The organism is Paenibacillus sp. J22P51, assembly GCF_059692215.1.
Genome location: NZ_JCAUAZ010000003.1, coordinates 220612 through 234721, shown reverse-complemented (window position 1 = coordinate 234721; position 14110 = coordinate 220612). Strand labels below are relative to the sequence as shown.

General features: G+C 45.0%; 15 protein-coding genes. All 15 read right to left on the bottom strand.

Annotation, left to right across the window (positions count from 1 at the left end; genetic code table 11):
- Window position 1 precedes the first annotated feature (1 nt).
- Window positions 2–274: a YggT family protein gene (locus AC58QC_RS09220; RefSeq protein WP_497414883.1), complete on the bottom strand. Its 273-nt coding sequence runs from the start codon at window positions 272–274 to the stop codon at window positions 2–4.
- Between the two features lie 40 nt (window positions 275–314).
- Entirely contained in the window at window positions 315–737 is a 423-nt protein-coding gene (locus AC58QC_RS09215) for a cell division protein SepF (RefSeq protein WP_056612633.1), read from the bottom strand.
- A 50-nt stretch (window positions 738–787) separates the two neighbouring features.
- Window positions 788–1474, bottom strand: a complete 687-nt coding sequence (locus AC58QC_RS09210; protein WP_497414882.1) for a YggS family pyridoxal phosphate-dependent enzyme — start codon at window positions 1472–1474, stop codon at window positions 788–790.
- A gap of 39 nt (window positions 1475–1513) precedes the next feature.
- Complete coding sequence (pgeF, locus tag AC58QC_RS09205; protein WP_497414881.1) at window positions 1514–2377, bottom strand: peptidoglycan editing factor PgeF; 864 nt, start codon at window positions 2375–2377, stop codon at window positions 1514–1516.
- Window positions 2378–2486: 109 nt separating this feature from the next.
- Window positions 2487–2786 (bottom strand): YlmC/YmxH family sporulation protein, encoded by a 300-nt coding sequence (locus AC58QC_RS09200; protein WP_497263952.1) that lies wholly within the window; start codon window positions 2784–2786, stop codon window positions 2487–2489.
- 142 nt (window positions 2787–2928) lie between these two features.
- Window positions 2929–3711, bottom strand: coding sequence for an RNA polymerase sporulation sigma factor SigG (gene sigG / locus AC58QC_RS09195; protein WP_056612640.1), 783 nt, complete (start codon window positions 3709–3711; stop codon window positions 2929–2931).
- 160 nt (window positions 3712–3871) lie between these two features.
- A complete protein-coding gene (gene sigE, locus AC58QC_RS09190; protein ID WP_497241794.1) occupies window positions 3872–4594 on the bottom strand; it encodes an RNA polymerase sporulation sigma factor SigE in 723 nt (240 codons plus the stop codon).
- A 99-nt stretch (window positions 4595–4693) separates the two neighbouring features.
- Window positions 4694–5617: a sigma-E processing peptidase SpoIIGA gene (spoIIGA, locus tag AC58QC_RS09185; RefSeq protein ID WP_497414880.1), complete on the bottom strand. Its 924-nt coding sequence runs from the start codon at window positions 5615–5617 to the stop codon at window positions 4694–4696.
- Between the two features lie 233 nt (window positions 5618–5850).
- Window positions 5851–6975 (bottom strand): cell division protein FtsZ, encoded by a 1125-nt coding sequence (ftsZ, locus tag AC58QC_RS09180; RefSeq protein WP_497414879.1) that lies wholly within the window; start codon window positions 6973–6975, stop codon window positions 5851–5853.
- 30 nt (window positions 6976–7005) lie between these two features.
- On the bottom strand, window positions 7006–8250 hold the full coding sequence (ftsA, locus tag AC58QC_RS09175; RefSeq protein WP_497414878.1) for a cell division protein FtsA: 1245 nt from the start codon (window positions 8248–8250) through the stop codon (window positions 7006–7008).
- A 299-nt stretch (window positions 8251–8549) separates the two neighbouring features.
- Window positions 8550–9365 (bottom strand): cell division protein FtsQ/DivIB, encoded by an 816-nt coding sequence (locus AC58QC_RS09170; RefSeq protein ID WP_497414877.1) that lies wholly within the window; start codon window positions 9363–9365, stop codon window positions 8550–8552.
- 94 nt (window positions 9366–9459) lie between these two features.
- Window positions 9460–10728 (bottom strand): UDP-N-acetylglucosamine 1-carboxyvinyltransferase, encoded by a 1269-nt coding sequence (gene murA / locus AC58QC_RS09165; protein ID WP_497414876.1) that lies wholly within the window; start codon window positions 10726–10728, stop codon window positions 9460–9462.
- 15 nt (window positions 10729–10743) lie between these two features.
- Window positions 10744–11649: a UDP-N-acetylmuramate dehydrogenase gene (murB, locus tag AC58QC_RS09160; protein ID WP_497263946.1), complete on the bottom strand. Its 906-nt coding sequence runs from the start codon at window positions 11647–11649 to the stop codon at window positions 10744–10746.
- 204 nt (window positions 11650–11853) lie between these two features.
- Complete coding sequence (gene murG, locus AC58QC_RS09155; protein WP_497414875.1) at window positions 11854–12924, bottom strand: undecaprenyldiphospho-muramoylpentapeptide beta-N-acetylglucosaminyltransferase; 1071 nt, start codon at window positions 12922–12924, stop codon at window positions 11854–11856.
- Between the two features lie 7 nt (window positions 12925–12931).
- Window positions 12932–14029: a stage V sporulation protein E gene (gene spoVE, locus AC58QC_RS09150; protein ID WP_497414874.1), complete on the bottom strand. Its 1098-nt coding sequence runs from the start codon at window positions 14027–14029 to the stop codon at window positions 12932–12934.
- Window positions 14030–14110 lie beyond the last annotated feature (81 nt).

Sequence of the window (14110 nt, the reverse complement as noted above, 5' to 3'; positions counted from 1 at the left end):
ACTAGAAAATCCCCACGATGAAATCAAGGACCGCGAAGATTCCCATGACTACGAATTTCAATGCGATCAATGCCACGATTGGCGAAAGGTCTATGAAACCGATGCTTGGGATGATTTTGCGGAATGGAGCCAAATACGGTTCAACCAACTTAGAGAGCAGTCCACCGACAAAACTGCCACGTGCATTTGGAAACCAGGATAAGATCAAATAACCAATAATCATGAAATAATAAATTTCTGTTACAACGCTTAAAAAAGAGTAAACGTTATCCACGTAGTTTTCCACCTCTGTCTATGTGTTTGGGGATATGCGTCTATTCCTCGCCCATCATCTCGGAGATGTGGCCATGAATATCTACTGAATCTGGTGTACAGAGAAAGATATTCGGTCCGAGCTTAGAAATAGACCCATTCAATGCGTAAACCGTACCACTCAAGAAATCTACGATTCGGATGGCTTGATCGCCACGAACTCGCTGTAAATTAACCACAACGGCTCTACGAGCACGTAGATGGTCCGCAATGTCCTGTGTTTCCTCATAGGTGCGAGGTTCGCTGAGGACAACGCGAGAATTTTTCTGGGAATGTATACTAACGACATTCGCCTTATTTTTATTACGTAATTCGTAAGGATTGGTTTCAGGTTCTTCCGTTGCTTCTACAATCCGTTCACGCTCCACAATTTCTTCCTCTTCCTGGAGACCCAGAAAATTCATAAATCGGTTATATACACCCATCGTGGTTCCCTCCTGACAACATCATAACTCGGAATAAAGTTTCTAACGCCCTAGCCCTCTTTGCCTACCAAAACTGTACCTAGTCGCACCCAAGTTGCACCTTCTTCGATCGCCACATCAAAGTCGCCTGACATGCCCATCGATAATTCTTTCACTTCATAAGGAAACAAATTTCGCTCATTCAATTGATCTCGCAGCGCACGTAACCCGCGAAAAACAGGTCTCGTTTCTTCGGACTCCAGCTCATAGGGAGCCATGGTCATCAATCCACAAACACGAATATGTACTAGCTTACTTACTTCTTCAGCAAATTGGAAGAACTCTTGGGGCGCTACACCATACTTCGTGGCTTCACCGGATATATTCACTTGCAAGAAACAATTGACCTCTATTCCTAATGCGGCAGCATGCTTGTCCAACTCCCTCGCAAGCGACATCCGATCTAGGGAATGAATGTAGGCAAATTTCCCAATGACATCCTTCACCTTGTTCGTCTGCAGATGACCTAGAAAGTGCCATGTTCCACGCTCGTGCAAGGCTTCCCACTTCGGCTTCACATCTTGCCAACGATTTTCACCAATATGTAGTAGACCCGTGTTTAATACTTGTTCAGTCGTTTCTAAAGATACATATTTGGTAACGGCAATGATCTTAATTTCATTTTCTTCTCGGCCTGACTGCCGACATACAGCTGCAATCCGAGCTTCAACCTCTTGTTTGCGTTCCAATACGCTCATTTTACCCTACACCTCAATTCAACACACCTTACCGGTTCCTTACGGGCGCAGACCGATCCAAGCAATCATCCGACCTGTGGAACCCCCTTCTTTTCGATGTGAAAAGAAGAGATCTGTTCGGCAACTCGTACATAACTGAGTTACTTCGATATGGGACGACAAAATTCCTGCTTGCTCGATCAAATTTCGATTCAATTGTTGCAAATTCAACAAATACTTATCATTGCCTTTATCGGTAATTACAGGTTTGTGTTCATCATGTGACATCTGTGATTCATCAATTACTTGCCTAACGCGCGATGCTACCGTCTCATCAACCTCATAGCAACAGGCTCCGATCGAGGGACCGATAGCTGCACGGATATCAGAGGGCTGACTACCAAAAGTATGTGTCATTAAGGATATTGTAGCCATGGAAATGTTTAACACAGTACCTTTCCAACCCGCATGCGCAAGCCCAACCACTTGCTGAACTGGATCATAGAAATACAGCGGAACACAATCCGCAAATTGCGCGCAGAGTACGATACCCTTCTCTTTTGTAATAAAACCATCCTTCGATTGAAGAGCTGATTCCCTGCTATCTCGCCCCATACCTTGCTCCTTTAGACTGACGATAGCGATGTCATTCCCATGTACCTGCTCTGCATACGTAAAAGACGTAAATGGCTGCCCTAAGGCATCAGCAATGCGCTCACGATTGCGTATAACATCTGCTCGGTTATCGTTCACATGAAGACCGCAATTTAGAGAACCAAACGGGGCCTGGCTTACGCCTCCTAAACGAGAGGTGAAGCCCGCCGTTAATTCAGGGAATGAAGCTAGCCATGGAGCTATGTTTAAAAGGACCGGCTGATCCTCGGTAGATTCTTGTGATTGTACGACAAATGGTTCCAATGCCATTCTCCTCCATTCTGTCTTGTATATCTCTACTTTAGCACAAAATAAAAAAACACACGACGGCTGATAAGCTGCTCGTGCTGCTGAGCTGCTTCACCACGTGTGTCGACCGTCAATTTCGAAACTGACGATTAAACTCATATACTCCTTCGGTGTCATCCGTTTGACGATACGGCCGAACGTCTTCCAGCTTCACGAGCACAACATCAGCACCAATTTTCACGATATGCTTCCAAGGAATAATAACATCGGTCCCTGTTCCGAACAATCCGAAGAATCGGGTTTGATTCGGCACAACTATAGACTCGATTCGTCCTTGGCGCAGGTCAAGCTCCAAATCACTGATTTGTCCAAGCTTTTTACCGTCCACAATATTAATTACATCCTTCGTCTGGAAATCAGATATTTTCATGAGGCCTATCACCACATATCTCATTAGAATTTGTACCGATTTTTTATTAGTATATGTGTGTACTGGGCAAAATGTCCTGATACACGAAAAAAGACCTTCACGGCTTGTCTACCAAGGCCGTTCCAGTCTTTGTTAATTACACTTAGGATTTCACATGCTTCTGCATCTGACAAATTGCTGATTTCTCTAACCTCGAGACCTGTGCTTGAGAGATGCCGATTTCATCTGCCACTTCCATCTGGGTTTTCCCTTCAAAGAAACGCATGGAAAGGATCATTTTCTCTCTGGCGTTCAGCTTATGCATGGCTTCGCGCAAGGCGATACCCTCGATCCATGACATGTCCTTATTGCGCTCATCGCTTATTTGATCCATCACATAGATGGGATCTCCCCCATCATGATAAATGGGCTCAAATAAGGATACCGGATCTTGAATAGCATCAAGTGCGAACACGACATCTTCTTTGGGTACATTCAGAGCTTCAGAGATTTCGTAAATGGAAGGCTCGCGTGAGTTTTGATTCGTCAGACTGTCTCTAACTTGTAAAGCTTTGTAAGCAATATCTCTCAAGGAACGAGAAACGCGAATCGGGTTATTATCTCGTAAGTAGCGGCGTATCTCACCTATAATCATCGGTACAGCATAGGTCGAGAATTTGACATTTTGACTTAAATCAAAGTTATCAATGGCTTTCATCAAACCAATACAGCCAACTTGGAAGAGATCGTCCACATACTCTCCACGATTGTTGAACCGTTGAATCACACTCAGTACCAACCTTAAGTTGCCATTGACCAATTTCTCTCTTGCAGTTCGTTCCTGTTTAGTTTGCAGGTCAGTGAACAACTCACGCATCTCTGCATTGGTCAGCACAGGCAGTTTGGCGGTGTCAACTCCACATATCTCAACTTTATTTCGGGTCACCGTGATTACCTCCCAAGGAGAAACATTACTGTTAATTATCCCCGTGAGCGGTCGATTTATTCCTGCACTATCCCCTATCCAGCCACTTGACAAAAGGGTACTGATTCGCTCCCTCCCGTGACTGCTGAACAATTTCGACATTTCCCGCCAAAAAAAATTTTTAGACCATCTTGTTAAATTCTTTTCGCAGCCTCTTTATGATCCGTTTTTCCAATCTAGAGATATAGGATTGCGAAATACCCAACAGGTCTGCAACGTCTTTTTGCGTCTTTTCTTCCCCATCTTGCAGCCCAAAACGGAGCTCCATAATAATACGCTCACGTTCACTCAGCTTATCCAGCGCTTTATGTAAAAGCTTCCGGTCAACTTGCTCCTCGATATTCCGATAAATCGTATCATTCTCAGTTCCTAATACATCGGATAAGAGTAGCTCATTGCCGTCCCAGTCAATATTCAACGGCTCATCGAATGAAACTTCCGTTCGAATTTTACTATTTCTACGCAAGTACATTAGAATTTCGTTCTCAATACAACGAGAAGCGTAGGTAGCCAGCTTAATCTTCTTCTCAGGATCGAATGTATTAACAGCTTTGATCAGACCGATGGCTCCAATCGAAACCAAATCCTCTATGTTAATGCCCGTATTCTCGAATTTCCTCGCTATATAGACAACCAATCTTAGGTTTCGTTCAATTAGCATAGCTCGAATAGCCGCATCCCCAGATGGTAACTTTTCCAATAAGTATTCTTCTTCTTCACGAGTAAGCGGTGGTGGCAAAGCTTCACTACCACCTATGTAATAGATTTCCTCACCTTTGAGACCAAGTAACATCAAAATACGATAATACGCTAGTTGAAAAAGCAGTTTCCACTTCAAGAACATGTTAGTTTCCTCCTAAGAGTTTTGCTGTGGCAAAACTTTCTTCGTAAGCGTAAACTGAGTTTTGCCTTGGCAAAACTTTCATCGTAAGCATAAGCTGCGTTATCCAGCTGATATCAATGCTGGATGGATAATTGCTTGATAGGAACCATCGCTGCACAGCTTTCCTCCGTCAAGTCCGATAAGTACCTTCGTTGCCTCCATTTGCGAATCATTATGCGTGATCACCACCTTATCGGGTTTAATAGCCAGCATGAATTGGGTATTTCGATTAACACCACGATAGGGAACTAGACGCAAACGATCTTGCCAAATAAACTCCTCTACACCAATGCCACTAATGATTTGATCCACATCGGCTGATCGTATCCTTTGCAGCCACTGTGCAGGAAGTACATCTCCCCACTCGGCAACCTCCATAACCATAACCGGGGTACGCGTTAATGGGTCATACAATTGATTTCCAGTATCAATAAGACCCTTGCAGGTGGCAATGTAGTCCCCCACATAAATTGTGACTTCTGCCAAATAGGTTGTCATAACCTCGCGCTGCTTTGTACTTTGGAACACCGTTCGAAACCACCAAGTGAGGGGAAGGAGCAGGAGGAGCACAAACAAGATACTTCCAATTTGAAATTGAAAGACGGCCACGCCAGATTGGGTGAATACAATTCCCTTCATCACTTCCGAGGAAGACGCGAGCACATAATGAATACCAAACAGCCCACCGGCAACAGCGAAATTGATGAGTAGAAACGTCCCCATATTCCGCAATAAATTTTGTAAGGAGCCGTAACCAAAAGCGGTCATAATCATACCTGTACAAAACATACATTTCACAGAAAATGTAAAAAATAAAGTTGGAACTGGTAAAAACATCATGACAACATATGAAGCTCCTAAAGCTGCTGAAAGCGTGATTCTCCACCATTTGAACGCTATTTTTCGCGTTTTTGCCGTGACAATAAGTAAGGCTGCATCCACCAGAAAGTTGAGCAGGAAAATGAGATCCGCATAGACGACCATACCATGCCTCACCTCCAAGACGGACACTATCTAGCAAATTCATGACGAAACTTTAAGGTTCTAAATCAGTATATTGGATTCCAAGTTCAAAGTCTGTCTAAACTTGCTAGTAGGAACCTACTTTTTTTGTCAGTTGGCGCGGGCTCTTCCACCTGAGAAAAGCTTATAGAACAACAAAAAACCGAAGCTTCTACATCATGTAGGGCTTCGGTCTCTAGACAGATATTGTGTAATTATTTGTCAGTATTCCGTCCGCGGTTACGCAGAAACGTCGGAATATCTAATTGATCATTGGATGGCTGTGCACCAAATGGTTTGAGGTTGTTCAGTCGATTGTCAGGCGCTGCCGTTTCTGGCTGGCTTGATGTAACTGGACGTTTGATAGACTGATGAATGGGAGCCGCTTTATGTTCGAAACCCGTTGCAATAACAGTAACTAGGATCTCATCTTTCAGCTTATCGTCGATAACAGCACCGAAAATCATATTAACCTCGATGTCCGAAGCAGATGCCACAATATCAGCGGCCTCATTCACTTCGTACAAGCTTAGGTTCATACCGCCTGTGATGTTCATCAGAACACCGCGTGCGCCTTCGATTGAAGTCTCCAGCAATGGACTCGATATCGCTTTTTTCGCTGCTTCCGCCGCACGATTCTCACCCGTAGCTACGCCGATCCCCATAAGGGCCGAACCACGTTCTGTCATAATCGTTTTGACATCTGCAAAGTCCAAATTGATAAGTCCTGGTACTGCGATCAAATCTGAAATCCCTTGTACACCTTGGCGAAGAACATTATCCGCTTCGCGGAACGCTTCTAGCATCGGAGTCTTTTTATCGACGATCTCAAGAAGACGGTCGTTCGGGATAATAATAAGCGTATCTACTTTCTCTTTCAATGCCGCAATGCCTTGCTCTGCTTGCAATGAACGCTTGCGTCCTTCGAAAGTAAACGGACGAGTCACAACACCAACGGTAAGTGCGCCAACCTCTTTCGCGATTTCTGCAATGACCGGAGCAGCGCCTGTACCTGTACCGCCGCCCATTCCCGCCGTTACGAAAACCATATCAGCGCCGCGAAGCGTATTCAGAATCGTCTCCCTTGACTCTTCTGCTGCTTTCTTCCCGACTTCAGGATTCGCTCCTGCGCCTAGACCGCGGGTCAATTTATCGCCAATTTGCAATTTATGTACGGACTTGGCCAAATGAAGCGCCTGTGCATCCGTATTCACGGTAATAAATTCTACACCTTTAACACCGTTTTCAATCATGCGATTAACTGCATTACTACCGCCGCCACCAACACCAATGACTTTAATCTGAGCCAATTGGTCTAAATCCATATCAAATTCAAACATATGAGCCATATCCCCCTAACTTAACGTTCACTAAATGAATTCACTGAAGAAATTTTTAACTCGTTCAACCCAACCTGGCTTTTGACTATCGGAGGATTTTTTGGTAGTCTTGGTTGCCAGTTTCTTGGCGAAACCTGAATTACGATTCTTCATGTATTTGGAGACGAATTGAATAATACCAACACCACTCGTGTAGGATGGATCACGTACCCCGATGAAATCAGGCACTGCTATACGAACGGATGTTGCCAGTTCGGATTGTGCAATCGCCAGAATACCTGGCATACAAACGGTACCGCCTGTGAGTACATAGCCACCTGCAAGATTACCATATCCTAAACGATGAACTTCGGCACGAATTAATTGGAAAATCTCTTCGACACGAGGCTCAACGATATTCGCAAGATCCACTTGAGAGAACTCTTTTTCAACATTGCTGCCCATTCTCGTCACTTTAAACACTTGATCAGGTGCAGAATCTTCTACAGAAGCACAGCCATATTTCAGCTTGATTTTCTCCGCAATTTCCAGCTGTGTATGCAGTCCAATAGAGATATCATTGCTGATAAATTCTCCACCGATTTGAATCGTGGATGTAGCTACTAAATTACCTTCATCAAACACGGCAATTGTCGTTGCACCGGCACCGATATCAACCAACACGGTTCCTACAGCCTTCTCATCTTTGGACAGAGCCAAATTACCAGATGCTAGGGACATTAAAATTAGTCCCGAAACCTTCAGTTCGGATTTTTCCACAACACGGATTAAATTATGTATGCCCGTTTTGGCTCCAGTAATAATCGTCGCTTCTACTTCCAGACGAACACCGATCATACCGCGTGGATCATTAATACCTTCTTGTCCATCAACCAAATATTGCTTAGGTACAACTCCAACAATTTCACGTTCGGGAGGTAATGCGATGACTCTTGCCGCTTGAATGACGCGATCAATATCTTCTTCTCCGATTTCCCGGTCTTCATTAGATACAGCAACAACACCGTGACTCGATTGAAGAGAAATATGATTTCCTGAAATTCCAACGTAAACCTCGGAAATTTGTATACCGACCATTCGTTCTGCATGATCAATGGCACTGCGAATAGAATGCACAGTTTGATCAATATCTACGATTGCGCCTTTACGAATACCCTCTGACTCGGCAGATCCCACTCCTATTATATTAATGGTTCCGTTAACAACTTCCCCAATAATAGCTCGAACTTTGGATGTACCGATGTCTAAACTAACAATGATATCATTGTTGCTCAAGCCCCTGGCACCTCCTGTAACTTAGGTAAAATTGCAAAATCTTCACAAATACTTTTATACGTATTCCACACAACCGCCATATTCCCTCTTTTTTCTACATTTTTTTTGCATTTAAAACCCAGTTTCAATTTCTCATCTTATTGTTGTGAAATGCAAACGTTCTCGTCTAGTAAATACAAGAAAAAATAGAGTAAGCAGATAGAGCCTATTTAACCATAAAACTAATTTTAACATTTTTTTCAGAGATTGAGTAGTCTCATCTGTGTTTTTTTGTTAGCAACCCCAATCTCGTACAGTTGTTACGGTTTTGGCGTTGATTTTGGCGTATTCTTGGGATCTGATTTGGAATCGGCTGCTTTGGTCTCTCCACTAGTTGTAAATGGTGTGTGATATTCAGCTTCCAGCATAGTGATGACCCCATTCGTAATGTGGTCCTCTACTAAACCAGCAATATAACCAGGCAAATTATCAATCTTATCTGGCAGGTAGGCAATCGTTGTGTGGATCTCGAATTGTGACCGCGTGTAGATTTTAATCTTGTCAGGGTAAGATTCGGAAGGATCCGGCTTAATCTCAGAAACATCGGACAACGCACTTTGCGGGATTTGGCCAAGCACTTTGCATAGAGCCGCTTTGTTAGGATCCTTATCGTCCCACCCCGTTAGAATCGGCATATCTAGCGGAATACCGCTTCCAGCCGGCAATTGAATCACACCGCCATCTGCGAGCACCGCTTGCTTTTTCCCGTCAGGCGCGATTTGGAAAGCCACTTTAGGGAATTCTTCTACCTGGATGTGAATCACACCTGGAAAAATCTTCTTCACCGTGGCACTCTTGATCATAGGAACCTTAGATATACGCTGCTCAATCGTCTTGGAGCTGACCGCAAAAAAACGGTCCCCCACTGCAACTTGACTAGCTTGTCCAATAATATCCGAGGCTAATAACACATTCCCCTCTACCTCAACACGACTAATGCGACTTAGTGATGATTGGAAAAACAAAATAATGAGTACGGTTATGAAAAAAATGATCAAAAATGAGAGCAGCTTCCGATTCGTACGCGTTCGCGGCTTAGGTACAGGCAGCGTTGGTACTTTGTTATCTTCGGACAAGAGGGGCACCACCTATTTAAAAGTTACTGTAAGAGTGAAAACCGTGAATCCCCTCCTGCTCGCAGGAAGGGATACGCGATTGCCACGCAAGATATTACTCACTTGGAACCGGAGCTTGACGAAGTACAGAGGCCCCGAGTCTGACTAGCATATGTTCTATCCTATCATAGCCTCTATCAATATGATGAATTTGTTCAACGATCGTTGTGCCATGCGCAGCTAGACCGGCGATAACAAGAGCAGCACCAGCCCGCAAATCAGTTGCTTCAACCGTAGCCCCATATAACCTTGGCACCCCACGGATAAAGGCTGAATTCAAATCTACGCGAATATCCGCACCCATCCGTGACAGTTCATCCACGTGCTTAAATCTACCTTCAAATATCGTTTCTTTCATAACACTAAGTCCATCTGCTAGAGATAAAAGCACCATGACTTGTGATTGTAAATCCGTCGGGAAAGATGGATGAGGCGAAGTCACGATACGTTCAACTGCCTTAGGCCTTGCCTTGCAGCTTACATGTATTATATCACCGTCTGCGATGATTTGAACACCTGCACGCTTAAGCACATGGATGACCGAGGTTAAATGAGCAGGGTTCACTTTTTCCAACGTAATATTCCCTCTTGTTGCCGCAGCAGCGACTAGAAATGTGCCCGCTACAATGCGATCGGGAATAATTCGATACGTGCAAGGAGTAAGTGTTGTTACGCCGCGAATGGTAATAGTGTCCGTTCCTGCCCCAATAATGTCCGCGCCCATTGCATTCAAGAAATTTTGCAAATCCTGTATCTCAGGTTCACGAGCAGCATTGTAAATCGTTGTGATACCCTCCGCTTTCACGGCAGCCATCATAATATTCTCGGTCGCCCCTACACTAGGAAAGTCCAGGAAGATTTCATTACCCTGCAGTGTTTCTGCGGTACAAACGATTTTATTGGCGAATTCTTCAATATCGGCTCCAAGAGCCTGTAAGCCTTTGAGGTGCAAATCGATTTTTCGTTCGCCGATCGCACAGCCACCCGGTTGGTACACGGTGACACTGCCGAATCTAGCGATTAGCGGACCCATGAGAAAGATGGAAGAGCGCATCTGACCCATCAATTCTTCGGGGATGTGGGAGGAATGAACTGTGGATGTTGTGACGGTTACCGTATCTCCTTGCTGCTCGGCACGACAACCCAGTGCACGAAGAATGCTCAGCATGGTGTCGATATCGAGCAGATTAGGAACATTGTGTAAAGTATGCGTGCCACTAGCAAGTAGGCAGGCAGCTAATATTGGTAATGCGGCGTTTTTCGCGCCGTGTATCTGGATGGCTCCCGTAAGAGGTCTTCCACCTTCGATAACGAGCTTCTCCAAAATTCCACCTCCGATTTACCTCTCACCCATTACCAGAACCTCAGGTACTAGCTTGATTCCGTAGGTTTGCTCTACGATCAGCTGTACTTCGTTGATAAGAGTGAGAACGTCCTCGGCTGTAGCTTCTCCGGTGTTAACAATGAAATTGGCGTGAAGCATTGAGATTTCTGCTCCACCGACACGTTTGCCTTTCAGGCCTGCTTCTTCGATGAGCTTCGCTGCGAATCCCCCTTCGGGGTTGCGGAATACACTTCCTGCGCAAGCTAATTGGAGCGGTTGCGTGCGGAGTCGCCGATCTCGGTAAGCGGCCATGGCCCCTGCGATTTCGTTGCGGTCTCCAGCCTGTAATTCAAAGACAGCCTCTGTTACAATGCCAGGCAATGTGTGCAAAATAGAATGTCGATAAGCATATTTTAAATCATCTGCCTGCATGACGACCAATTCCCCTGTATCCAGGATGACTTCAGCCTGCTTGAGTATGCGTGACACATCGGACCCGTGAGCCCCTGCATTCATGTAGACGGCGCCTCCCACAGAACCGGGAATCCCTGAAGCAAACTCCAGTCCGGTTAAACCTTCTCTGGCTGCGAGTACGGACAATTTAATGAACGAATAGGAGCCACCAGCGTAGACCATCGCACCCTCAAAGCGAAGTGTATCTAGCGCCTGACCTAGCTTAATAACGACGCCTCGAATTCCTTTATCTCGAATAAGCAAGTTAGAGCCCCGGCCAATAATGGTCCAAGGTTCGCCACGCTCATGGAGAAACTTGATGGCAGCAGCAACCTGCTCTTTGGAGTGAGGAATAATCAAGCAATCAGCCGGACCGCCGATTTTCCACGTTGTGTAGGGAGCCAGTCGTTCATTCGTTCTTATCTCGCCAATATTTGATGCCTGTAAGTCGGCTATTAACTTCTGCATGGGAAAACCTCCTTCACAGAACGTAGGGCGAAATGCATGGAACTAACAGCAAAGAGTTCCATCATTTCATTCATATGGAGCTGGACGAAGTTGGCCGGTCTTCGTCCTTGCTCATTTATGAAGCCTTAGGTGTCTGTCACGGTTATAGTGTAGTTTATGTAAAATCGGAAAGAGTGTGACAATCGCCTATATGCTTTAACAAAATCAAAACGATTTGCTATGCGCTTCAATCAATTTCACGATGGCCGCAACAGCATCGCTTTCATTCCGTGATTTCATCGCTGCCTTATACGTTTCACGGTTCGCATATAGCGCTTCTACATGTTCGGCAAGTCCATTGGCGGTTAAATCCTCTTCTTGAATCACATCCGCATAGCCAGCCTTCTGGAAGGAAGCTGCGTTCAGAATCTGGTCGCCTCGACTTGCTTGACGGGAAAGCGGGATTAACAGCATTGGCTTTTCCAAGCCTAGAAATTCAAAAATAGACGTTGCACCAGCACGGGAAATGACGAGATCCGTCATCGCCAACACATCTGGCAGCTCCTCGTTCAAGTACTCAAATTGCTTATAGCCACGGGTTTGAAGATGCTCCGTAGACACATTTCCCTTGCCGCAAAGGTGCACAATCTGAAATTGCTGGAGCAATCGAACAAGGTTAGTACGCACGGCCTGATTAAGCACTTGCGACCCCAAGCTCCCCCCCATGACTAGTATCACTGGCTTCTGCGAATGAAAATCACATAGCTGCAGGGCGCGTGATGCTTTCCCACTGCCCATATGTTCACGGATCGGCAAGCCAGTTAGAACGGACTTGCCACCTTTAATATGCGAAAGTGATTCTGGAAACGTAACACAGACCTTTGTCGCAAATGGGATGGAAATTTTATTCGCCAATCCTGGCGTCATATCGGATTCATGAATAATAACTGGAATGTTATTCATCCGACTCCCGAGAACGACTGGAACGGAAACGAACCCGCCTTTCGAAAAGACAATGGCGGGTTTCAAACGTTTAAGTAACCGATACGATTCATAAACACCTTTCATCACTTTGAATGGATCTTTTATATTTTTAAGGTCAAAATAGCGTCGCAATTTCCCTGATGAGATCGGATAAAAGGGAACCCCTTCTCGATCAATAATGTCTTTTTCAATTCCTGTAGCCGAGCCTATGTATGTGATCTCCCAACCTTGCTGCTTGAGCTTATGCATAAGCGCTAAATTAGGGGTAACATGGCCTGCGGAGCCACCTCCGGTAAAAACAATTGTCTTCATTCCCCTGTCACCTCGAATAGCGGGATATATTAAGCAGGATGCCGACAGATGTCAGCATAAGCGTCAATGAAGACCCTCCTGCACTTATGAATGGCAGCGTAATGCCGGTTACTGGAAACATCCCAATAACGACGCCAATATTAATAATGACTTGCACGGCGATCATACCGATAATACCTACAGCAATTAAGCTGGCAAATGTATCAGGTGCTGTGATGGCTGCGCGCATTCCCCGCCATACTAAGATGGTGAAGAGCAGCAGTACCAACGTGCCACCAATAAAACCAAGTTCTTCTGCAATGATCGAAAAAATAAAATCAGTTTGCGGTTCTGGTAAGTAACTATACTTCTGGCGACTCATCCCTAATCCAAGGCCCACAAGACCACCAGGCCCGATTGCATATAAGGATTGAATAGATTGATAGCCTGCGCCAAGCGGATCCTGCCACGGGTCTAGAAAGGCTGTAATCCGTTTAAGGCGATAGGGCGCGGCGATAACAAGCCCTATAAAACCAGCAACCCCTATCATACCTAGATAAGAGAGATGAAGCAATCTCGCACCTGCCGTATAAATGATCAAAAGGGCAGCTCCCACGAGAACAACCCCAGTTCCCAGGTCAGGCTGCAGCATAATAAAGCCGAACGCCAATCCCATAATGCCTAAAGGCGGCATTAACCCTTTAGTCAGGAGTGTGATCTTGGATTGATTTTCAGATAGCATCTTGGAAAGAAAGAGAATCATCCCGATTTTCATAAATTCAGAAGGTTGAATCCCGAAAGCCCCGATACCTAGCCAGCTTCTGGCACCGCCTCGAATGACCCCGATACCAGGAATCAATACAATAATCAGCATGCCAAAGCAAATTAACAGCGCTAGTTTAGCAAATCGCTTCCACACCAAATAATCTACATTCATTGTGAAGAACATCGCAAGAATTCCCAGAACAGCGAAAATCAGTTGCCTTTTTAAATAATAAAAGGAATCGCCAAATTCACGAAACGCAAGTACACTACTAGCGCTGTAGACCATAATAACGCCGATTGTCAAAAGCATCAAGGTCGGAATAATAATCCAAATGTCAGGAGCGGAGCGTGCTTTACCCATTACAGACACCTCTTTGTCAGTTGTGGGCCCCCTTCTACTGACTAGTTAACAGACAGTTGTCAGTTAAACTACTAGTCCTTT

What these genes read in the sequence shown, in the direction of transcription:
- AC58QC_RS09215 (WP_056612633.1), bottom strand. Translation starts at nt 737, where the DNA reads ATGGGTGTATATAACCGATTTATGAATTTTCTGGGTCTCCAGGAAGAG.
- AC58QC_RS09210 (WP_497414882.1), bottom strand. Translation starts at nt 1,474, where the DNA reads ATGAGCGTATTGGAACGCAAACAAGAGGTTGAAGCTCGGATTGCAGCT.
- pgeF (WP_497414881.1), bottom strand. Translation starts at nt 2,377, where the DNA reads ATGGCATTGGAACCATTTGTCGTACAATCACAAGAATCTACCGAGGAT.
- AC58QC_RS09200 (WP_497263952.1), bottom strand. Translation starts at nt 2,786, where the DNA reads ATGAAAATATCTGATTTCCAGACGAAGGATGTAATTAATATTGTGGAC.
- sigE (WP_497241794.1), bottom strand. Translation starts at nt 4,594, where the DNA reads ATGTTCTTGAAGTGGAAACTGCTTTTTCAACTAGCGTATTATCGTATT.
- spoIIGA (WP_497414880.1), bottom strand. Translation starts at nt 5,617, where the DNA reads ATGGTCGTCTATGCGGATCTCATTTTCCTGCTCAACTTTCTGGTGGAT.
- ftsZ (WP_497414879.1), bottom strand. Translation starts at nt 6,975, where the DNA reads ATGTTTGAATTTGATATGGATTTAGACCAATTGGCTCAGATTAAAGTC.
- murB (WP_497263946.1), bottom strand. Translation starts at nt 11,649, where the DNA reads ATGCAGAAGTTAATAGCCGACTTACAGGCATCAAATATTGGCGAGATA.
- murG (WP_497414875.1), bottom strand. Translation starts at nt 12,924, where the DNA reads ATGAAGACAATTGTTTTTACCGGAGGTGGCTCCGCAGGCCATGTTACC.
- spoVE (WP_497414874.1), bottom strand. Translation starts at nt 14,029, where the DNA reads ATGGGTAAAGCACGCTCCGCTCCTGACATTTGGATTATTATTCCGACC.